This is a genomic window from Variovorax sp. GW821-FHT09B05 (assembly GCF_059418265.1).
On sequence record NZ_JBWKPN010000008.1, the window covers coordinates 389829 to 410730 of the forward strand.

The following is a 20902-nucleotide window of genomic DNA, read 5'->3' on the forward strand; positions in this document are numbered from 1 at the left end:
GCATCAGGGGTTCTACTGGCCTCGAACTTGCTAAGCTATGGCTCAAGGAGATTGGTCGTTCCATGCACAAATTCGACGAGATGTATGAGCAGCTCCCCTATGCGGGAGCCGCGATCCGGCAGCACTACAAGCGATACGACCAATGGCTGGCGAAGCAACCCGGCGAGGTGATGCGTTCGCGGCGCGAAGAGGCGGAAATGATCTTCCGCCGGGTCGGTATCACCTTCGCCGTGTACGGCGCCAAGGACGAGGACGGCTCGGGCACCGAGCGGCTGATCCCGTTCGACCTGCTGCCCCGGATCATTCCGGCGCACGAGTGGGACAGCATGGAGAAGGGGCTGGTGCAGCGCGTCACGGCGCTCAACCGCTTCCTGCATGACGTCTACCACGACCAGGAAATCATCAAGGCCGGCATCATCCCGGCCGAGCAGATCCTCAACAACGCCCAGTTCCGCCCCGAGATGATGGGCGTGAGCGTGCCGCACGACGTCTACTCGAACATCTCGGGCATCGACATCGTGCGCGCGCCCGACGCCAGCGGCAACGGCGAGTACTACGTGCTCGAGGACAACCTGCGCGTGCCCAGCGGCGTGAGCTACATGCTCGAGAACCGCAAGATGATGATGCGGCTGTTCCCCGAGCTGTTCAACCAGAACCGCATCGCGCCGGTGGCGCACTACCCCGACCTGCTGCTCGAGACCCTGCGCGCCAGCGCGCCGGCCGCGACGGCCGAGCCCACGGTGGTGGTGCTCACGCCCGGCATGTACAACAGCGCCTACTTCGAGCACGCCTTCCTCGCGCAGCAGATGGGCGTCGAGCTGGTCGAGGGGCAGGACCTGTTCGTGCGCGACAACTTCGTCTACATGCGCACCACGCGCGGACCGAAGCGCGTCGACGTGATCTACCGCCGCGTCGACGACGACTTCCTCGACCCCGAGGTGTTCCGCCCGAGCTCCACGCTGGGCTGTGCGGGCCTGATGCGCGCCTACCGCGACGGCAACGTCGTGATCTGCAATGCCGTGGGCACCGGCGTGGCCGACGACAAGTCGATCTATCCTTACGTGCCGAAGATGATCGAGTTCTACCTCGGCGAGCAGCCGATCCTCAAGAACGTGCCGACCTACATGTGCCGCAACAAGGACGAGCTGCAGTACACGCTCGACAACATGAAGGACCTGGTGGTCAAGGAAGTGCACGGCGCCGGCGGCTACGGCATGCTGATCGGCCCGGCCGCCACGCAGGCCGAGATCGAGGACTTCAAGAAGGCCGTGATCGCCAAGCCCGACGGCTACATCGCCCAGCCCACGCTGAGCCTGTCGACCTCGCCGACCTTCGTCGATGCCGGCATCGCGCCGCGCCACATCGACCTGCGGCCCTTCGTGCTCTCGGGCAGCGAGGTGCAGATGGTGCCCGGCGGCCTCACGCGCGTGGCGCTCAAGGAAGGCTCGCTGGTGGTCAATTCCTCGCAGGGCGGCGGCACCAAGGACACCTGGATCCTCGAGGCCGACCGCACGGCCAAGCCGAAGACGCAGTCCCAGTCGCAGAGCCAGTCGGCCTGAGTGCAAGAAGCCCGGAGAACCACATGCTGTCCCGCACCGCAGACCACCTCTACTGGATGTCCCGCTACACCGAGCGCGCCGAGAACACCGCGCGCATGCTCGACGTCAACTACCAGACCTCGCTGCTGCCGCAGTCGGCCGAGGTTGCCAAGTACGGCTGGCAGGGCGTGCTCTCGATCAGTGAGCTGCTGCCCTCTTACAACCAGAAGTACGACCAGATCGCGCCCAACGAGGTGATGGAGTTCATGGTCAAGGACGAGAGCAATCCGTCCTCGATCGTCTCCTGCCTCAAGGCCGCGCGCGAGAACGCCCGCGCGGTGCGCGGCGCGCTGACCACCGAGGCCTGGGAAACGCAGAACACCACCTGGCTCGAGGTCAACCGCATGCTGCGCGCGGGCGACTTCGAGCGCGATCCCGGCCAGTTCTTCGAATGGGTCAAGTTCCGCTCGCACCTCTCGCGCGGCGTCACGCTAGGCACGATGCTGCAGGACGAGGCCTTCTACTTCTCGCGCCTGGGCACCTTCCTCGAACGCGCCGACAACACGGCGCGGCTGGTCGACGTGAAGTTCCACGCGCTCAACAGCGAGTTCTTCGGTGCCGCCACCGAGGAGGACCAGGAGTACGACTTCTATCACTGGAGCGCGATCCTGCGCAGCGTCTCGGCCTTCGAGGTCTACCGCAAGGTCTACCGCGACGTGATCAAGCCCGAGCGCGTGGCCGAGCTGCTGATCCTGCGCGCCGACATGCCGCGCTCGCTACACGCGAGCCTGGCCGAGGTGGTGGCCAACCTCGCGAAGGTGCAGAACGAGCAGAGCGCCGAAACCCAGCGCCGCGCCGGCAAGCTGCTGGCCGACCTGCAGTACGCGCGCGTCGACGAGATCCTCGCCACTGGCCTGCATGCCTACCTCACGCAGTTCCTCGACCGCGTGAACGAACTCGGCGTGCGCATCAGCCAGGACTTCCTGGTGCCGGCGCACTGAACGGCGACCTCCCGAAGCGAAAGCGGCGAATGAACCTCGTGGTCCATTCGCCGCGCGCGTTTTCGGTCGAGCGATTTCTTTGCGTCGACGAATGCGCGGCGCTGATCGCGCTGGCCGAGCGCGAGGGCTTCGCGGCGGCCGGCGTGCGCACCGCCGACGGCCCCAAGGCCATGCCCGCGATCCGCAACAACGAGCGCGCGATGCTCGCGGCGCCCGAATGGGTGGCGCTGATCTGGCAGCGCCTTCGCCAGGTCGAGCTGCCGCAGCTCGAGGGCGAATCGGCGCTGGCGCTGCCGCGCGAGCTGCGCTTCTACAAGTACCTGCCGGGCCAGCGCTTCAAGATGCACAAGGACGGCCCCTGGCACGAGGACGGTCGCACGAGCCGGCTCACGCTGCTGGTCTATCTCAACGACGGCTTCACGGGCGGCGACACCGATTTCCGCGACTTCCGCGTGAAGCCCGAGGCCGGCGCGGCGCTGCTGTTCGTGCACGACACCTGGCACGAGGGCGCGGCGATCGAGGCCGGCACGAAGTACGTGCTGCGCTCCGACGTGATGTACGGCGCGGCCTGAGCGCACCGCCGCCACCGCTTCGAGCTCAGCGCTCGAACGATTCCACCGCCACCGGCAGCGCGGGCGCTTCCCAGCGGTAGGTTGCACCGAGCACGTCGCGCTCGGGCCGCTGACCGTTCCAGCGGATGTCGAGCAGGTTCATCAGCGTCCAGCCGGCCCAGTCGGCGCGGAACGGTTGCGCCGATTGCTGCGGCGTGTGGCCCGCGAACGGCGTCTGCGGATGGCGCCAGATCACGGTCGGGATGCGATAGCCCGAGGCGGTCGCGGGGCTGTGGCCCGCGCGGTCGCTGCCGTGGCCCACTTCCTGGCCATGGTCCGACAGGTACATCCAGGCGCGGTGCTCCTGCGGCAAGCCCGCGCTGCGCGTCTGCTGCAGCAGCTCGGACACCACGAAGTCGTGATAGAGCAGGGCGGCGTCGTATTCGTGGCGGTAGTGGCGCACCCAGGCCGAGCGGCCGTTCTTCACCAGGCCGGTCTCTACCGCGTCGATGTTGTCGTCGAAGGGATTGGCGTCGGGCGGAAAGCGCAGGCTGTAGTGCGGATGGGCGCCCATCAGGTGCACCACGATCAGCTTGCGCTCGGCGCTGGTGTCGTCCAGCGCTTCCTGCATGCAGTCGAGGATCTCGCCGTCGAGCGAGGCGCTCGCGCGGCCCGGCGTGCGGTTGACCATGTCGACCACGTCGGCGTAGCGCGCATGCTGCTGCTCGATCGCGAGGTCGTCGTGGTTGCTGATCCACCAGACCTTGTAGCCGGCCGCGCGCGCGAGCGCGATCAGGTGCGGCGGGTTCTCGCTCTCGGGCAGGCCGAAGTGGAACATGTTGCGCAGCGCGGGCACGGTGGTGGCATCGACCGACCAGGCGTTGCGCAGCACCTCCATGTGCGCGCCCGCCTGCGCCTTGTGGGCCAGCAGGCGCGGCGTGGTCGGACGGCCATAGCCGTAGAGCCCCATGTTGTCGCGGTTGATGCTGTCGGTGATCACCAGCACCACGGTCGACGGACCCGCGCGCTCGACCACGGGCGCGATGGTCTTGGCGCGCGCGAGCATCTGCTTGCGCGTGCGTTCCTGGTCGGCCCAGAGGCCGCGCAGCGCATGCACCGACTGCGCCCACTGCGACCAGAAGGCCACCGGGTGCAGCCGGCGCCAGGGCTTGCTGGCGTAGCCGACGCAGGCGACCAGCAGCAGCAACGCGATCAGCGCGGTGGCCCAGGCCGGCGGGCGCGTGCGCGGGCCGTCGTTCGCCGCGGTGGCGCCGCGCCGCGCGAAGGCCGCCACCAGCAGGGCGGCCGCGGCCGCCGCGCCGCTCCACAGCAGCGCCGAGCGCCAGTGCATCTGCAGGTACTCGCCGCTCTCGCGCGCATTGGTGTTGGCCGCGGCACTCAGCACCATGGCGCCGTCGGGCGCGGCCTGGTAGGTGTCGAGCAGGTAGGCGCGCAAGGCGCCGTCGAAGGCGAAAGCCAGGGTCCAGGCGCAGGCCAGCACGGTGCGCCAGCGGCGCACGCGCGCGCTGCGCACCGGCCAGGCCAGCCACAGCACCATCGGCAGCGCCAGCACCGCGAGCTGCGCGATGCGGCGCCCGTCGTGGCCGAGCACGATCATCGCGAGCAGGGTGGCGGCCACCACGCCGCAGGCGAGCAGGCCGTTGCTGCGCGCGGTATCGGGGGAGGGAATGGCCGGCGCCTGGAGCAGGTCGGGGGCTTGGGCGGGCGGCTGGGTCAAGCGGGGCAGACGAAGGATGGGTCGCGGGCGGATTCTGCCGCTCCGGGCCGGTGTCGCCGGCAGTGCCCCCGCCGTCCGCGAGGACTTCGCCCGCCCCCGAGGAAGGCTACGCGGCCGCGGCGCCCTCGCTGATCTCGCGGCAGTTCATCTGCAATTGCTGGAAGTGCGAGCGCCAGGCGACCGCATCGATCCAGCGATCGAGGTCGAGCTTGAGCCGGACCTGCCGCTCGCCGTCGTCCAGGTGCTGCGCGAGCTTCACGCGCAGGCCGCTGCCGGTGGGCTGGGTGGCGATCTCCACGCTGGTCTCGAGCAGCGGGATCACGATGCGCTGGACCTGGCCGGCCTCGCGGCGCTTCTTGAGCACCACGTGGCAGTCGTCCTGGCTCACGAGCTTGCGGTGCACGGTGCCGCTCGCGGTCGCGCCGAGCGCGAGGTAGCCGTTGAGGGCGCGCAGGTGCTGGTCGCCCGTCATGTGGCGCACGTTCGGCGCATCCTCGCTCGGGTAGCCGTCGGTGCAGCCCGACACGAGCAGGCCGAGGGCGAGCAGCGCGGCCGGGGCGGCCCATGCAAGGGGGCGCGGCACTCGCCGCGCACGGTCGTTTCGATGATTCCTGGGAGGCGGAGGCATCGCGCAAGTATCGACCAGCCATCGATCGGTCGCGGAACTTCTGCGGCGCACGCGGCCCAGAAAGGCTCGCGCCGGCCTCGCCGGCCCTCTGGAAAACCCTTGCGCTCGAGAAAGGAAACCCTCCTCCATGAACGGATTCAGCCGACTGCCCGCACTCCTCCTCGTCATGACCCTGCTGCTCGTCTCGGCCCCGGCCGCGTGGGCGCGCGAGATGGTCAGCTCCGCGGTCAAGACGCTCAATCTGCGCAGCGGACCGGGCGTGGGCAACCCCGCGCACTGGACCGTGACGCACGGCTATCCGTTCCAGGTGCTCCAGCGCAAGGGCGACTGGCTGCAGGTGCGCGACTTCGAGGGTGACCGCGCCTGGGTCTATCGCTCGATGACCAACAAGGTGCCGCACCGCGTGGTGAAGGCGCAGGTGGCGAACCTGCGGCGCGCGCCGGGCGCGCGCAGCCCGATCGTGAAGAAGGCCGGCTATGGCGACGTGCTGCGCACGCTCGAGCGGCGCGGCAAGTGGACCAAGGTGCGCCACGAGGGCGGCGCGGTCGGCTGGGTCGCGACCAGCCTCACCTGGGGCTGGTAAGCCCGGCCCAGGCGCTCAGGCCTGCGTGGCCTGGCGCACCGCGCGCTCCCAGCGCGCCATCGATTCCTCGGCCTGCGCGCGACCCATGGTGGGCATGAAGCGGCGCTCCACCTTCCACAGCTTGGAGAGCTGGCCGACGTCGCCGTAGACGCCGGTCGACAGCCCCGCGAGGTAGGCCGCGCCGAGCGCGGTGGTCTCGACCACCTCGGGCCGCACCACCGGGATGCCCAGCAGGTCGGCCTGGAACTGCATCAGCAGGTCGTTCACGCTGGCGCCGCCATCGACGCGCAGCTCGGCCACCGGCTTGCCGCCCGCGGCCACCGCGTCGCGGCTCATGGCCTGCAGCAGCGCGGCGCTCTGGTAGGCGATGCTCTCGAGCGCGGCGCGCGCGATGTGGGCCACGGTGGTGCCGCGCGTGAGGCCGGTGATGGTGCCGCGCGCGTCGGCGTTCCAGTAGGGCGCGCCCAGGCCGGTGAAGGCCGGCACCATCATCACGCCGCCCGCGTCGGGCACGCTCTCGGCCAGCGACTGCACCTCGGCGCTGCCCTTGATCGCCTTGAGGCCGTCGCGCAGCCACTGCACCACGGCGCCGCCCACGAACACGCTGCCTTCCATCGCGTACTGCGGCTGCGTGCCGGTCTGCGCCGCGCTGGTCACGAGCAGGCCGTTGCTCGAGGGCTGGAAGGCCTCGCCCGTGTGCATCAGCAGGAAGCAGCCGGTGCCGTAGGTGTTCTTGGCCATGCCGGCCTCGAAGCAGGCCTGGCCGAACAGCGCGCTCTGCTGGTCGCCGGCCACGCCGCCCACCGGCAGCGAGCGGCCCAGCAGCGCGGCGTCGGTGTCGACGAAGTGCGAAGCCGAGGGCTGCACCGCCGGCATCAATGCCGCGGGAATCCGCAGCGCCGCCAGCAGCTCGGCATCCCACTGGTTGCCGTGCACGTTGAACAGCATGGTGCGCGAGGCATTGCTCACGTCGGTCACGTGCTTGCGTCCGCCCGTGAGCTGCCACATCAGCCAGCTGTCGATGGTGCCGAAGGCGAGCTCGCCGCGCTCGGCCTGTTCGCGCGCGCCGGGCACGTTGTCGAGCAGCCAGCGCAGCTTGGTGCCCGAGAAGTAGGCATCGATCACGAGGCCGGTCTTTTCGCGGATGGTGTCGGCCAGGCCCTCCTCGCGCAGCTGCGCGCACAGCGGCTCGGCGCGCCGGTCCTGCCACACGATCGCGTGATGCACCGGCTTGCCCGTCTTGCGGTTCCACAGCACGGTGGTCTCGCGCTGGTTGGTGATGCCTATCGCATGGATGTCCTCGGGCCGCAGCTTCGCCTTGGCGATGACCTCGCGCGCGGTCGCGAGCTGGCTGTCCCAGATTTCGAGCGGATCGTGCTCGACCCAGCCCGGCTGCGGATAGATCTGTTTGAGTTCCTTCTGCGCGATGGCCACCACGTGGCCGCCGCGGTCGAACACGATGCTGCGCGAGCTGGAGGTGCCCTGGTCGAGGGCGAGCAGGTAGGTGGTCGTCATGCGGGAGTCATTCCTTCGGGGTCTGATGGGGCCGGGCGATCTCGAGCCGCACCTGCGCGTCGCGCAGCAGCGTCGGGAAGGGATCGGGCGGTTCCGCATCGGTGAAGAGGCGGTCGATCTGAGACAGGGTACCGAGCTGGATCATCGCGGGACGGTTGAACTTGCTCGCGTCGGCCGCGAGCCAGACCTCGCGCGCCTGCGCGATGATGGTCTGCGCCACTTTCACCTCGCGCAGGTCGAAGTCGCGCAGCGAGCCGTCGGACTCGATGCTCGACACGCCGATCAGCGCGATGTCGACCTTGAACTGCCGGATGAAATCGATCGTGGCCTCGCCCACGACGGCGCGGTCGCGCGCGCGCACCGAGCCGCCCGCCACGATCACCTCGCACTGGCTGTTGCCGCTCAGGATGGTCGCCACGTTCAGGTTGTTGGTGATCACGCGCAGGCCGCTGTGGCGCATCAGCGCCTTCGCGATCGCCTCGGTCGTGGTGCCGATGTTGAGGATCAGCGAGCAGTCGTTCGGCACCAGTTCGGCCACGCGCCGCGCGATGCGCGCCTTGCCGTCGGCATGCAGCGTCTCGCGCTGCTGGTAGCCGATGTTCTCGGTGGTCGAGCTCGGCACGCGCACGCCGCCGTGGAAGCGGGTCAGCAGGCCTTCGTCGGCCAGCCGCTGCACGTCGCGCCGCACGGTCTGCAGGGTCACGCCGAGCATGTCGGCGAGCTGTTCGACCGTGACCGAGCCGCGCGCGCGCACGGTGTCGAGGAGATTGATCTGGCGAGGGTTGGAATTCACTGAGTGGGGGCGAGAACGAATGAAAGTAAGCCGAGAGTACGCAAAAAAACACGGGGTGGCCGGTGACCCGGCGTTGGGCGCGTCACTTTATAGAACGAAAAAAAACGAACATCTCTAAGGGAAAACTCGGAGGAAAATCGCGCCATAAGGAACTCAAATGAAAAAAACCGAAAATACAATGGCCGCCTTCGGTGACTTTGGTCACGCATCGAAACAACAAGAGACGGGCGAAAGGACGGGTGGCATTCCAGTGAGCGATCTCTCCCAGAATCCGCCGGCACCGGCCACCGACTGCGATGTGCTGATCGTCGGCGGCGGCATCAATGGCTGCGGCATCGCACGCGATCTCGCGGGCCGCGGCTGGCGCGTGGTGCTGTGCGAGAAGGACGATCTCGCCTCCCATACCTCGTCTTCTTCCACCAAGCTGATCCACGGCGGGCTGCGCTACCTCGAGTACTACGAGTTCTCGCTGGTGCGCAAGGCGCTGCAGGAGCGCGAGGTGCTGCTCAAGAGCGCACCGCACATCATGTGGCCGCTGCGCTTCGTGATGCCGCACGACCCCTCGATGCGCCCGGCCTGGATGATCCGCATCGGCCTGTTCCTCTACGACCACCTTGCCAAACGCGAGGTGCTGCCGGCCTCGCGCGGCGTGGACCTGCGCACCCATGCCGCGGGCGCGCCGCTCAAGCCGCAGTTCAAGCGCGGCTTCGTCTATTCGGACGGCTGGGTCGACGACGCGCGGCTGGTGGTGCTCAACGCGCTCGATGCGCGCGCACGCGGCGCCGAGGTGCTCACGCGCACCCGCTGCGTGCATGCGCGGCGCGAGGCCGACGGCTGGACCGCGGTGCTCGAGGGCCCCGACGGCACGCACCGCACGGTACGCGCCCGCGCGGTCGTGAATGCCGCCGGGCCCTGGGCCGAATCCTTCCTGCGCGGCGTGGCGAAGCCCGCCAACGGCGAGGCACTGGCCACCAAGAGCCTGCGGCTCGTGAAGGGCAGCCACATCGTGGTGCCGCGCGTGTTCGCGCACGACCACGCCTACATCTTCCAGAACCCCGACAAGCGGATCATCTTCGCGATCCCCTACCAGGACGACTTCACGCTGATCGGCACCACCGACATCGAGCTGCATGGCGACGACCCGGGCGCGGCGCGCATCGCCGACGAGGAGGTCGAGTACCTCTGCACCCAGGCCAGCCGCTATTTCGAGCAGCCGATCGCGCCGAGCGACGTGGTGTGGACCTACTCGGGCGTGCGCCCGTTGCTCGACGATGCCTCGGGCGATCCGTCGGCGGTCACGCGCGACTACATGCTCGAGTCGAACACCGCCGCCGCGCCGCTGCTGTCGGTGTGGGGCGGCAAGATCACCACCTTCCGCAAGCTGGCCGAGGACGCCGCCGACGAGGTCGGCCGCATGCTGGGCCAGCCGAACAGCCAGCGCCCGGCCTGGACCGAGGGCGCCTTCCTCGCGGGCGGCGACCTGTCGGCCTGGATCGGCGCGGCGCAGCGGCCCGACGGCGACTTCGAGCGCTTCCTGGCCGCCGTGCAGCAGCGCTACGGCTGGCTCGACGCGAAGCTCGCGCGCCGGCTCGCGCGTGCCTACGGCGCGCGCATCGGCGAGCTGCTCGGCGATGCGGCATCGATGGCCGACCTCGGCGCCGAGGTGGCGCCCGGCCTGCACGAGCGCGAGCTGCGCTTCCTGCAGCGCGACGAATGGGTGGTGAGCGCCGACGACGTGCTGTGGCGCCGCTCCAAGCTCGGGCTGCGCTACACGCCGCAGCAGCGCCGGCAGGTGGCCGACTGGCTGGACGCGCAGCGCGAGATTCTGGACATGCAAGGGAGGGAAGGCTGATGCAGCTGTCACTGGAGCGCGTGACCAAGAAGGTCGGCGCGCAAACCTGGCTCTACGAGCAGAGCATCGCGCCGAAGAGCGGCGCGGTGACCGTGCTGCTCGGCGCCACGCAGGCCGGCAAGACCAGCCTGATGCGGCTGATGGCCGGCCTCGACACGCCCACCGAGGGCCGGGTGCTGGTCGACGGCCAGGACGTCACCGGCATGCCGGTGCGCGAACGCAACGTGGCGATGGTCTACCAGCAGTTCATCAACTATCCCTCGCTGAAGGTGGCCGACAACATCGCCTCGCCGCTCAAGCTGCGCGGCGAATCGAACATCGACGCGCGCGTGCGCGCTTTGGCCGACAAGCTGTCCATCGGCATGTTCCTCGACCGCTATCCGCAGGAGCTCTCGGGTGGCCAGCAGCAGCGCGTGGCGCTGGCGCGCGCGCTGGCCAAGAACGCACCGCTGATGCTGCTCGACGAGCCGCTGGTGAACCTCGACTACAAGCTGCGCGAAGGCCTGCGCGAGGAACTCACGCAACTGTTCGCGGCCGGCGACTCGACCGTGATCTACGCCACCACCGAGCCCGGCGAGGCGCTGCTGCTCGGCGGCTACACCGCGGTGATGGATGCCGGCGAGCTGCTGCAGTACGGCCCGACCGCCGAGGTGTTCCATGCGCCGCAGTCGCTGCGCGTGGCGCGCGCCTTCAGCGATCCGCCGATGAACCTGCTGGCCGGCACCGCCGCCGCGGGCAGCGTGCAGCTGGCGCGCGGGCCGGCGCTGGCGCTCGCGCTGCCCGAGTCGGTGGCGGGCGCGGTCACCATCGGGCTGCGCGCGAGCGCGCTCGGAGTGGAAGCGGGCGAGGGCGACATCGCGCTGCCCGGCACCGTGGAGCTGGCGGAGATCTCGGGCTCCGACACCTTCGTGCACGTGGAGACCGCGGTCGGCGAACTGGTGGCGCAGCTCACCGGCGTGCACCGCTTCGAGCTGGGGGCCTCGATCACGCTGTACTTCAGCGCGGCGCGGGCCTATGTGTTCGATGCCGGCGAGAAGCTGGCGCGCGCGCCGGCATGGCGCAAAGGAAACTGAGATGGCCCGCATCGACCTCGACCTGGCCCACGCCTACCGCCCGAACCCGACGCAGGACAGCGACTATGCGCTGCTGCCGCTCAAGATGAGCTTTCGCGACGGCGGCGCCTACGCCTTGCTCGGCCCCTCGGGCTGCGGCAAGACCACCATGCTCAACATCGTCTCGGGCCTGCTCGTGCCCTCGCAGGGCACGGTCAAGTTCGACGGCCGCGACGTGACGCAGGCCACGCCGCAGGAACGCAACATCGCGCAGGTGTTCCAATTCCCGGTGATCTACGACACGATGACCGTGGCCGAGAACCTCGCGTTCCCGCTGCGCAACCGCAAGATGCCGGCCGACCAGATCAAAAAGCGCGTCGGCGAGATCGCCGAGATGCTCGACATGAGCGGCCAGCTCAACCAGCGCGCCGCGGGCCTCGCGGCCGATGCCAAGCAGAAGATCTCGCTAGGCCGCGGCCTGGTGCGCAGCGACGTCTCGGCGGTGCTGTTCGACGAGCCGCTGACCGTGATCGACCCGCACCTCAAGTGGCAGCTGCGGCGCAAGCTCAAGCAGATCCACCGCGAACTCAAGCTCACGCTGATCTACGTCACGCACGACCAGGTCGAGGCACTGACCTTCGCCGAGGAGGTGGTGGTGATGACGCGCGGCAAGGCGGTGCAGGTGGGCAGCGCCGACGCGCTGTTCGAGCGCCCGGCCCACACCTTCGTCGGCCACTTCATCGGCTCGCCGGGCATGAACTTCCTCGCGGCCCGCAGCGCCAACGGCACCATCGAGGTGGCGGGCACGCCGCTGGTGCCCACGCGCGAACTGCCGGCGGGCGAACTCAAGATCGGCATCCGTCCCGAGTACCTGCGGCTGGCCCCGGCCGGCGCCGGCGGCGCCGTGCCCGCGACGGTGGCACAGGTGCAGGACGTGGGCACCTACACGATGGTGAGTGCCCGTACCGAGGGCGGCGACGGCAGCCCGCTCAAGGTGCGCCTGCATCCCGACGAGCAGCCGCCCGCGGTGGGCGACACGGTGTGGCTGCGCGTGCTGGATGCGCACACCTGCTACTACAAGGACGAGGAGCTGGTCGCATGAACGCCACCAACAAACCGATCAACCAGAAGGCCTGGTGGCTCGTGCTGCCGGTGCTGATCTGCGTCGCCTTCTCGGCCATCGTGCCGCTGATGACGGTGGTGAACTACTCGGTGCAGGACATCATCTCGCCCGAGCGCCGCGTCTTCGTCGGCACCGAATGGTTCGCCGCCGTGATGCGCGATGACGAGCTGCACCAGGCGCTGTGGCGCCAGCTCGGCTTCTCGCTCGCGGTGCTGCTGGTCGAGATCCCGCTGGGCATCGCGCTCGCGCTGTCGATGCCGGCCAAGGGCTGGAAGTCCTCGGCCGTGCTGGTGGTGGTGGCGCTCTCGCTGCTGATTCCCTGGAACGTGGTCGGCACCATCTGGCAGATCTACGGCCGCGCCGACATCGGCCTGCTGGGCCATGCGCTGCAGAAACTCGGCGTGGACTACAACTACACCGGCAGCGCCACCGACGCCTGGCTCACGGTGCTGGTGATGGACGTCTGGCACTGGACGCCGCTGGTGGCGCTGCTGTGCTATGCCGGCCTGCGCTCGATCCCCGACGCCTACTACCAGGCCGCGCGCATCGACGGCGCCAGCAAGTTCGCGGTGTTCCGCTACATCCAGCTGCCCAAGATGCGCGGCGTGCTGATGATCGCGGTGCTGCTGCGCTTCATGGACAGCTTCATGATCTACACCGAGCCCTTCGTGCTGACGGGCGGCGGGCCGGGCAATGCCACCACCTTCCTGAGCCAGTACCTGACGCAGAAGGCCGTGGGCCAGTTCGACCTGGGGCCGGCGGCGGCGTTCTCGCTGATCTATTTCCTCATCATCCTGCTGCTGTGCTTCGTGCTCTACAACTGGATGCAGCGGGTGGGTACGCAAGAGGTGGAGAAAGAACAATGAACGACAAGCGGTTCCACAAGCGCAGCATCTTTTTGGTGCTGTACATCCTGTTCGCGCTGTTGCCCATCTACTGGATGATCAACATGAGCTTCAAGACGAACGAGGAGATCCTCTCGAGCTTCTCGTTCTTCCCGCAGCAGCTCACCTGGGCCAACTACGCGCGCATCTTCACCGACGAGTCCTGGTACTCGGGCTACATCAACAGCCTGATCTACGTGGCGATCAACACGGTGATCTCGCTGACCGTGGCGCTGCCGGCGGCCTATGCCTTCTCGCGCTACTCGTTCCTCGGCGACAAGCACGTGTTCTTCTGGCTGCTGACGAACCGCATGACGCCGCCCGCGGTGTTCCTGCTGCCCTTCTTCCAGCTCTACAGCACGGTCGGCCTGATGGACACGCACCTGGGCGTGGCGCTCGCGCACCTGCTGTTCAACGTGCCGCTCGCGGTCTGGATCCTCGAAGGCTTCATGAGCGGCATCCCGCGCGAGATCGACGAGACGGCCTACATCGACGGCTACTCGTTCCCGCGTTTCTTCCTCACCATCTTCCTGCCGCTGATCAAGGCCGGCGTGGGCGTGGCGGCCTTCTTCTGCTTCATGTTCAGCTGGGTCGAACTGCTGCTGGCGCGCACGCTCACGAGCGTGAACGCCAAGCCGATCGTGGCGACGATGACGCGCACCGTGAGCGCCTCGGGCATGGACTGGGCGACCCTGGCGGCGGCCGGCGTGCTGACCATCGTGCCGGGTGCGATCGTGATCTGGTTCGTCCGTCACTACATCGCAAAAGGCTTTGCGATGGGCCGCGTCTGAGGAGACAACAGAGATGTTCGACTGGATGGTCTGGACCACCCCGGTGGCCGTTTTCTTCATCTGCATCGTGCTCATGCTGGCCGGCATGACGGTGTGGGAGCTCAAGTCGCCGACCACGCTGCGCCGTGGCTGGCTGCCGATCGCCACCACGCGCGGCGACCGGCTGTTCATCGGCCTGCTGTCGGCGGCCTACGTCAACCTGGCCTTCGTCGGCCTGGCCGACAAGTTCCAGGCCTGGTTCAGCCTCGAGGCCGAGCCCTCGGTCTGGATCAGCTTCGTGCTGTCGATGGCGCTGCTCGCGCTGATCCTGCGCAAGGGCTGAACGCGACGCGCCTTCTTCTTTCCACAACGAATCCGGCTCTCCGCCTCCCCGGAGCCGCGATCGACAAAGCCGGGGAAGCAATCAACCGAGGAGACACGTTCATGAAGATGCGCTACACAGCGTTGGCGTTGGCGGCTGCGATGTTCGCCGCGCACGGTGCGTCGGCCGGGGAGGCCGAAGCCAAGAAATGGATCGACAGCGAGTTCCAGCCTTCGACCTTGTCCAAGGACAAGCAGATGGAGGAAATGAAGTGGTTCATCGAGGCCGCGAAGAAGCTGCAGGCCAAGGGCGTGAAGGAGGTGTCGGTCGTTTCCGAAACGCTGACCACCCATGAATACGAGTCGAAGACGCTGGCCAAGGCCTTCGAGGAAATCACCGGCATCAAGGTCAAGCACGACCTGATCCAGGAAGGCGACGTGGTCGAGAAGCTGCAGACCTCGATGCAGTCGGGCAAGTCGATCTACGACGGCTGGGTCTCCGACTCCGACCTGATCGGCACCCACTACCGCTACGGCAAGATCATGTCGCTGACCGAGTACATGGGCGGCGCGGGCAAGGAGTTCACCAACCCCGGCCTCGACCTCAAGGACTTCATCGGCACCAGCTTCACGACCGCGCCCGACGGCCAGCTCTACCAGCTGCCCGACCAGCAGTTCGCCAACCTCTACTGGTTCCGCGCCGACCTGTTCGCGCGCAAGGACCTGCAGGACAAGTTCAAGGCCAAGTACGGCTACGACCTGGGCGTGCCGCTGAACTGGAGCGCTTACGAGGACATCGCCGAGTTCTTCAGCACCGACGTGAAGACCATCGACGGCAAGCCGATCTACGGCCACATGGACTACGGCAAGAAGGACCCGTCGCTGGGCTGGCGCTTCACCGATGCCTGGCTGTCGATGGCCGGCGCGGCCGACAAGGGCATCCCGAACGGCATGCCGATCGACGAATGGGGCATCCGCGTGGCGGCCGACAAGTGCACGCCGACCGGTGCCTCCGTGTCGCGCGGTGGTGCCACCAATTCGCCGGCCGCCGTGTACGCGCTCACCAAGTACATCGACTGGATGAAGAAGTACGCGCCCAAGGAAGCCATGGGCATGACCTTCGGCGAATCGGGTCCGGTGCCGGCGCAGGGCCAGATCGCGCAGCAGATCTTCTGGTACACGGCCTTTACCGCCGACATGACCAAGAAGGGCCTGCCGGTCGTCAACGAGGACGGCTCGCCCAAGTGGCGCATGGCCCCCGGCCCGAACGGCCCGTACTGGAAGCAGGGCATGCAGAACGGCTACCAGGACGTGGGCTCGTGGACCTTCTTCAAGGGCCACGATGCCAACAAGACGGCCGCGGCCTGGCTCTACGCGCAGTTCATCACCGCCAAGACCACCTCGCTGAAGAAGTCGATCACCGGCCTGACCTTCATCCGCGACAGCGACATCCGCTCGGACTACTTCACGCAGAACGCCAACAAGTACGGCGGCCTGATCGAGTTCTACCGCAGCCCGGCGCGCGTGGCCTGGACCCCGACCGGCACCAACGTGCCCGACTATCCGAAGCTGGCGCAGCTGTGGTGGAAGAACGTGGCCGAGGCCGTGACCGGCGAGAAGACCCCGCAGAAGGCGATGGACAACCTGGCCGACGAGATGGACAACGTGATGGCCCGCCTCGAGCGCGCCGGCATGGCCAAGTGCGCGCCCAAGCTCAATCCCAAGGGCGACCCGGCCAAGTACCTGAGCGACGACCACGCGCCGTGGAAGAAGCTGGCCAACGAGAAGCCCAAGGGCGAGACCATCGACTACAACAAGCTGCTGACGGCCTGGAAGGAAGGCAAGGTCCGCTGATCGGGACGATCGCCCGAATCCTGCCCGAACCTTACCGGAAGGGGCCGCGCCGCGAGGCGCGGCCCCTTTTTTGCATGCGCGCCGGGCATGCGGCCCCGGGGCCTACGAGTCCTCGTACGCCGCGCGTCGCCGGTTGGCCGCATCCTTTCGATGCATGACCTATGGCAGATGCGCGATGCCGGGGCATCGCGTACATTCGACGGCCCTTCGAACCGCCCACCCGTGAATTCCAGCTTGTCCAGCCCTTCCGAGGCCGTCGCGCCGCCTATCGCCAAGCGCGTGCTCGTGATCCACTATTCGCAGACCGGCCAGCTCGGCAGCGTCGCCGAGCGGATCGTGGCGCCGCTGCGCGACGACCCGGCGATCGCGGTGCACGTGGAGACGCTGCGGCCGGTGCGGCCCTTTCCGTTCCCCTGGGGCTTCATCCGCTTCTTCGACGCCTTCCCCGAGACCGCGCACATGAAGCCGCCCGCGCTGCAGCCGCTGGCGCTCACGGGCGAGGAGGACTTCGACCTCGTGATCCTGCCCTACCAGGTGTGGTTCCTCGCGCCCTCGCAGCCGATCACGGCCTTCCTCAAGCACCCGGTGGCGGCGCGCCTGCTCCAGGGCAAGCCCGTGGTCACGGTGATTGCCTGCCGCAACATGTGGCACCTCGCGCACGAGAAGCTCAAGGGCCTGCTGGCCGCCATCGATGCGCGGCTGATCGACAACGTGGTGCTGACCGATCCGGGCCCCACGCTCGCGACCTTCTTCACCACCCCGGCCTGGCTGGTCTGGGGCCGCAAGCGCGGCTTCTGGGGCATGCCCGACGCGGGCCTCGAGCCGGGCCAGATCGCGCGCACCGTGCGCTTCGGCCGCGCGCTGCGCGATGCGCTGCACCAGGGGCTCGAGCGCGGCACCGAGCCGCTGCTCGCGGGCCTGGGCGCGGTCAACGCCAATGCGCGGCTGCTGGTCAGCGAGAAGGCCGGCACGCGCAGCTTCTTCCTCTGGGGCAAGCTCTTGATGGCCGCCGGCGGCCCCGGGGCCTGGCAGCGCAAGCCGCTGCTGCTGCTGTACGTGCTGTTCCTGCTCGCGCTGATCGTCACCGTGGTCCCGGTGAGCCTCACGCTGCAGGCGCTGCTGCGCCCTCTGCTGCGAGGGTGGCTGACTAGAATGACCGCCCATTTCGAGTGGCCCTCCGGCTCGGCCACGGACCGTTCCCATCTCTATGACGACTGATGTCTTCCTGACCCGTACCGCCGCCTTCCTGCCTTTTGCTCCGGTCAGCAACGAAGACATCGAAGAAGTCCTGGGCCGCGTCGGCGATCGGGTGTCGCGTGCGCGACGCCTGATCCTGCGCAGCAACGGCATCCAGTCGCGCCACTACGCGATCGACCGCGCGACCGGGCTGCAGGCCATGAGCAATGCCGAGCTCACCGCCGCGGCGATCCGCAACCTGGGCACGCCCGAGGAACTGGGGCGCATCGACTGCCTCGTCACCGGCACCTCGATGCCCGACCAGCTGATGCCCAACCACGCGGTGATGGTGCACGGCGAGCTCGGCTGGCCGCGGCTCGAGGTGGTGGCTTGCGCGGGCATCTGCCTGGCCGGCGCCACCGCCCTCAAGCACGCCTGGCTCTCGGTGCGCGCGGGCGATGCCGAGCGCGCCGTGGCCACCGGCTCGGAGCTGGCCTCGCCGCTGATGCGCGGCTCGCGCTTCGAGGCCGAGATCGAGCACCGCATCGACCTGCTCGAGACGAATCCCGAGATCGCGTTCGAGAAGGACTTCCTGCGCTGGATGCTGTCGGACGGCGCGGGCGCCGTGCTGCTGGAGCGCACTCCGCGCGGCCCGCTGTCGCTCAAGGTCGAGTGGATCGATCTCTCGTCGGCCGCGCACGAGCTGCCGGTGTGCATGTATGCCGGCGCCGACCGCAATGCCGACGGCAGCCTCACCGGCTGGGCCCGCACCGCGCCGCGCGACTGGCACCGCGACTCCACCTTCGCGATCAAGCAGGACGTGCGGCTGCTCAACGAGAACATCGTGCGCGCCACGCTCGGCGAGCCGCTCGCGGCCATCGTCGAGAAGCGCGGCCTGCGGCCCGAGGACGTCGACTGGTTCCTGCCGCACCTGTCGTCGAGCTACTTCGTGGAGCCGGTGGCGCGCTGCCTCGAGCAGATGGGCTTCGCGATTCCGCGCGAGCGCTGGTTCAGCAACCTGGTGCGCAAGGGCAACACCGGTTCCGCCTCGCCCTACATCATGCTCGACGAGCTGTTCCGCTCGGGCCGCATCCGACCCGGCCACAAGCTGCTGATGTTCGTGCCCGAGAGCGGCCGCTTCTCGAGCGGTTTCATCTACCTCGAGGCCGTCTGACACGAAGCCGATGGCGAAGGAGAGACGCTGACATGGACCTCGACGCAGTTCCCCAGGAAGGCAATGCCACGCTCGCGGGCCACGCCAAGCTGATGTACGCGCGCGATGCGCAGGGCCGCGTGGTCACGACCACCTCGCGCGGCTGGGAGGCCGAGGAGATCGTCACCACCCATGCGGTCGACACGCTGGTGGCGCAGGCCGCGACCGCGCGCGAGCGCGTGGCGCAGGGCCTGGCCTCGCCGCTCGAATACTGGATGTACGACCGCCGCATGGACGTCGCGCTGCTGTCGCAGACCAGCGGCTTCTGGCAATGGCGCGTGCGGCGCCACCTGCAGCCGCGGCACTTCGCGGCGCTCTCCGGGGACCAGCTCGCGCGCTATGCGCAGGCGCTGGGCCTGTCCGTCGCCGCGCTCAAGGAACTGCCATGAATGCCATCGCCGCACCGGTCGCCGAAAGCGGCTTCCGCCACAGCCAGGCCGCCCACTGCGAGAGCGGCGTGATCTCGAGCCTGATGCGCCACCACGGCGTGCCCGCGATGACCGAGAGCATGGCGCTGGGACTGTCCTCGGGCCTGTCGTTCGCCTACCTGCCGTTCATCAAGCTCTCGGGCCTGCCGCTGATCTCCTACCGCATGCCGCCGCGCGCGATGATCAAGGGCCTGCTCGCGCCGATGGCCGCGCGCTTTTGCTTCGAGACCTTCAGAAGCCCCGAGGACGGCCAGCGCCGGCTCGACGCGCTGCTCGCCGACGGCCACCTCGTGGGCCTGCAGACCTCGGTCTACTGGTTGCCGTACTTCCCGCCCAACATGCGCTTCCACTTCAATGCGCACAACCTGCTGGTCTACGGCAAGGAGGGCGACGAGTACCTGATCAGCGACCCGGTGTTCGAGGAGCCGGTGCGCTGCGCCAGCGCCGACCTGGCGCGCGCGCGCTTCGCCAAGGGCGTGCTCGCGCCCAAGGGGCTCATGTACTACCCGCAGGCGATCGAGCGCAAGGCGGTCGACGCGGGCGCGGTGCGCAAGGCGATCCTGAAGACCGTGCGCAACATGCTCGCGCCGGTGCCCATCGTCGGCGTGCGCGGCATGCGCACCCTGGCCGGCCGCATCGCGAAGCTCGCGCCCGCCGATCCGCGCACCGTGGCCTTCATCGGCCACCTGGTGCGCATGCAGGAGGAGATCGGCACCGGCGGCGCCGGCTTCCGCTTCATCTACGCGGCCTTCCTGCAAGAGGCCGCCGCGCTGCTCGGCAAGCCGCAGCTGCTGCAGATGTCCGACCGCCTCACGGCCATCGGCGACGACTGGCGCGCCTTCGCGCTCAAGGCCGCGCGCATGGTCAAGGGGCGCGAGGCGGTCGATCCGGCGACGCTCGCGGCGCTGCTGCGCGAGCAGGCGCAGCGCGAGCAGAGCTTCTTCCGCGACCTCAAGGCCGCCGTGTCCTGATGCTCGAACTGCAGGGACTGAGCCACCGCTACCCGCACGCCCAGGCGAACGCGCTCGACGCGGTGTCGCTGGCCGTGCCGCGCGGCTGCGTGCTCGGCCTGCTCGGGCCCAACGGCGCGGGCAAGACCACCCTGATCTCGCACCTGTCGGGCGCGCTCGCGGTGCAGTCGGGCCAGATCCGCATCGATGGCGTGCCGCTCGCGCAGGTGCGCGCGCAGGCGCCCACGCGCATCGCGGTGGCGCCGCAGGACCATGCCTTCTACCCGATGCTCACCGTGGCCGAGAACCTGGCCTGCTTCGCTGCCGCGGGCCGGCTCGCGGGCGCGCGCAAGCGCGAGCGCATCGCGGCCTGCCTCGCGTTCGCGCAGCTCGAGGCCTTCGCGGGCACGCGCGCCGAGCGGCTCTCGGGTGGCCTCAAGCGCCGGCTCAACCTCGCGATCGCACTGCTGCCCGAGCCCGAGCTGATGCTGTTCGACGAGCCCACCGTCGGCGTCGATCCGCAGTCGCGCGCCTTCGTGCTCGACGCGATCAAGGGTCTGGCGCGCGCGGGCGCGGCGGTGATCTACGCCTCGCACTACATGGAGGAGATCGAGGCCATCGCCGACCGCGTGGCGATCCTCGATCATGGCCGGGTGCTGCGCGAGGGTTCGCTCGAGGAACTGCTGTCGAAGAACGCGATGCTGCTCACGCTGGCCGCCGACGGGCTCGATGCGCAAATGCTCTCGCGCTTCGGCACGGTGGAGCAGGGCGGCGTGCACTGGCGCATCCACCTGCATCCGGGCACCGGTCCGGCCCCGGTGCTGGCCGCGCTCGAGGCCGCGGGCATCGAGGTGCGCCATGCCGAGTTCGGCCGCCACGACCTCGAGCAGCTGTTCATGGCGCTCACCCACCGCTCGCTGCGGGACTGACGA

The 20902-nt window shown here is 68.7% G+C and carries 20 protein-coding genes; 16 read left to right on the forward strand and 4 right to left on the reverse strand.

The window, feature by feature from the left end; genetic code table 11:
* Window positions 1-62 precede the first annotated feature (62 nt).
* Genes AC07RM_RS22705 through AC07RM_RS22715 form a run of 3 tightly spaced genes read left to right on the forward strand, consistent with a single transcriptional unit; the run spans window position 63 to window position 3111 of the window.
* Window positions 63-1559 carry a circularly permuted type 2 ATP-grasp protein gene (locus tag AC07RM_RS22705; protein WP_296794232.1) on the forward strand — a complete coding sequence of 499 codons (1497 nt, stop codon included), beginning with the start codon at window positions 63-65 and terminating at the stop codon, window positions 1557-1559.
* A 23-nt stretch (window positions 1560-1582) separates the two neighbouring features.
* Window positions 1583-2539: an alpha-E domain-containing protein gene (locus tag AC07RM_RS22710; RefSeq protein WP_093354738.1), complete on the forward strand. Its 957-nt coding sequence runs from the start codon at window positions 1583-1585 to the stop codon at window positions 2537-2539.
* A gap of 29 nt (window positions 2540-2568) precedes the next feature.
* A complete protein-coding gene (locus AC07RM_RS22715) occupies window positions 2569-3111 on the forward strand; it encodes a prolyl hydroxylase family protein (protein ID WP_431509473.1) in 543 nt (180 codons plus the stop codon).
* 25 nt (window positions 3112-3136) lie between these two features.
* On the opposite strand, the gene AC07RM_RS22720 is transcribed toward AC07RM_RS22715, so the two are convergent.
* Together AC07RM_RS22720 and AC07RM_RS22725 are read right to left on the reverse strand one after the other, a co-directional pair.
* The gene (locus AC07RM_RS22720) at window positions 3137-4828 is read right to left on the reverse strand and encodes a phosphoethanolamine transferase (RefSeq protein ID WP_495335950.1); all 1692 of its coding nucleotides are present in this window, start codon (window positions 4826-4828) and stop codon (window positions 3137-3139) included.
* Between the two features lie 106 nt (window positions 4829-4934).
* On the reverse strand, window positions 4935-5411 hold the full coding sequence (locus tag AC07RM_RS22725; protein ID WP_495335951.1) for a hypothetical protein: 477 nt from the start codon (window positions 5409-5411) through the stop codon (window positions 4935-4937).
* A 211-nt stretch (window positions 5412-5622) separates the two neighbouring features.
* Between AC07RM_RS22725 and AC07RM_RS22730 the strand changes: the two genes are divergently transcribed.
* A complete protein-coding gene (locus tag AC07RM_RS22730) occupies window positions 5623-6039 on the forward strand; it encodes an SH3 domain-containing protein (RefSeq protein ID WP_256223038.1) in 417 nt (138 codons plus the stop codon).
* A 15-nt stretch (window positions 6040-6054) separates the two neighbouring features.
* On the opposite strand, the gene glpK is transcribed toward AC07RM_RS22730, so the two are convergent.
* Both glpK and AC07RM_RS22740 read right to left on the reverse strand, forming a co-directional pair.
* A complete protein-coding gene (gene glpK, locus AC07RM_RS22735) occupies window positions 6055-7554 on the reverse strand; it encodes a glycerol kinase GlpK (RefSeq protein WP_495335952.1) in 1500 nt (499 codons plus the stop codon).
* Between the two features lie 7 nt (window positions 7555-7561).
* Window positions 7562-8347, reverse strand: a complete 786-nt coding sequence (locus AC07RM_RS22740; RefSeq protein ID WP_093354748.1) for a DeoR/GlpR family DNA-binding transcription regulator — start codon at window positions 8345-8347, stop codon at window positions 7562-7564.
* 157 nt (window positions 8348-8504) lie between these two features.
* Between AC07RM_RS22740 and glpD the strand changes: the two genes are divergently transcribed.
* From glpD to AC07RM_RS22800, 12 genes are all read left to right on the forward strand, one after another.
* Complete coding sequence (gene glpD, locus AC07RM_RS22745; RefSeq protein WP_398501307.1) at window positions 8505-10199, forward strand: glycerol-3-phosphate dehydrogenase; 1695 nt, start codon at window positions 8505-8507, stop codon at window positions 10197-10199.
* Window positions 10199-11272: an ABC transporter ATP-binding protein gene (locus tag AC07RM_RS22750; protein WP_495335953.1), complete on the forward strand. Its 1074-nt coding sequence runs from the start codon at window positions 10199-10201 to the stop codon at window positions 11270-11272. Before glpD ends, AC07RM_RS22750 begins: the two co-directional genes overlap by 1 nt.
* Window position 11273: 1 nt before the next feature.
* Complete coding sequence (locus AC07RM_RS22755; protein ID WP_490878028.1) at window positions 11274-12353, forward strand: ABC transporter ATP-binding protein; 1080 nt, start codon at window positions 11274-11276, stop codon at window positions 12351-12353.
* Entirely contained in the window at window positions 12350-13240 is an 891-nt protein-coding gene (locus tag AC07RM_RS22760; RefSeq protein ID WP_203201731.1) for a carbohydrate ABC transporter permease, read from the forward strand. Before AC07RM_RS22755 ends, AC07RM_RS22760 begins: the two co-directional genes overlap by 4 nt.
* Window positions 13237-14049, forward strand: coding sequence for a carbohydrate ABC transporter permease (locus AC07RM_RS22765; protein ID WP_296777404.1), 813 nt, complete (start codon window positions 13237-13239; stop codon window positions 14047-14049). The genes AC07RM_RS22760 and AC07RM_RS22765 overlap by 4 nt, the downstream gene beginning before the upstream one ends.
* 13 nt (window positions 14050-14062) lie before the next feature.
* On the forward strand, window positions 14063-14371 hold the full coding sequence (locus AC07RM_RS22770) for a DUF2160 domain-containing protein (protein WP_093354762.1): 309 nt from the start codon (window positions 14063-14065) through the stop codon (window positions 14369-14371).
* A gap of 101 nt (window positions 14372-14472) precedes the next feature.
* Window positions 14473-16203: an ABC transporter substrate-binding protein gene (locus AC07RM_RS22775; protein WP_093354765.1), complete on the forward strand. Its 1731-nt coding sequence runs from the start codon at window positions 14473-14475 to the stop codon at window positions 16201-16203.
* 234 nt (window positions 16204-16437) lie between these two features.
* Complete coding sequence (locus AC07RM_RS22780) at window positions 16438-17421, forward strand: dialkylresorcinol condensing enzyme (RefSeq protein WP_495335954.1); 984 nt, start codon at window positions 16438-16440, stop codon at window positions 17419-17421.
* The gene (locus tag AC07RM_RS22785) at window positions 17411-18553 is read left to right on the forward strand and encodes a beta-ketoacyl-ACP synthase III (RefSeq protein WP_495335955.1); all 1143 of its coding nucleotides are present in this window, start codon (window positions 17411-17413) and stop codon (window positions 18551-18553) included. Before AC07RM_RS22780 ends, AC07RM_RS22785 begins: the two co-directional genes overlap by 11 nt.
* Before the next feature lie 32 nt (window positions 18554-18585).
* A complete protein-coding gene (locus AC07RM_RS22790; protein ID WP_208508520.1) occupies window positions 18586-18981 on the forward strand; it encodes a DarG family dialkylresorcinol biosynthesis protein in 396 nt (131 codons plus the stop codon).
* Complete coding sequence (darH, locus tag AC07RM_RS22795; protein ID WP_495335956.1) at window positions 18978-19991, forward strand: BtrH-related acyltransferase DarH; 1014 nt, start codon at window positions 18978-18980, stop codon at window positions 19989-19991. The genes AC07RM_RS22790 and darH overlap by 4 nt, the downstream gene beginning before the upstream one ends.
* Entirely contained in the window at window positions 19991-20899 is a 909-nt protein-coding gene (locus AC07RM_RS22800) for an ABC transporter ATP-binding protein (RefSeq protein ID WP_296723490.1), read from the forward strand. The genes darH and AC07RM_RS22800 overlap by 1 nt, the downstream gene beginning before the upstream one ends.
* Window positions 20900-20902 lie beyond the last annotated feature (3 nt).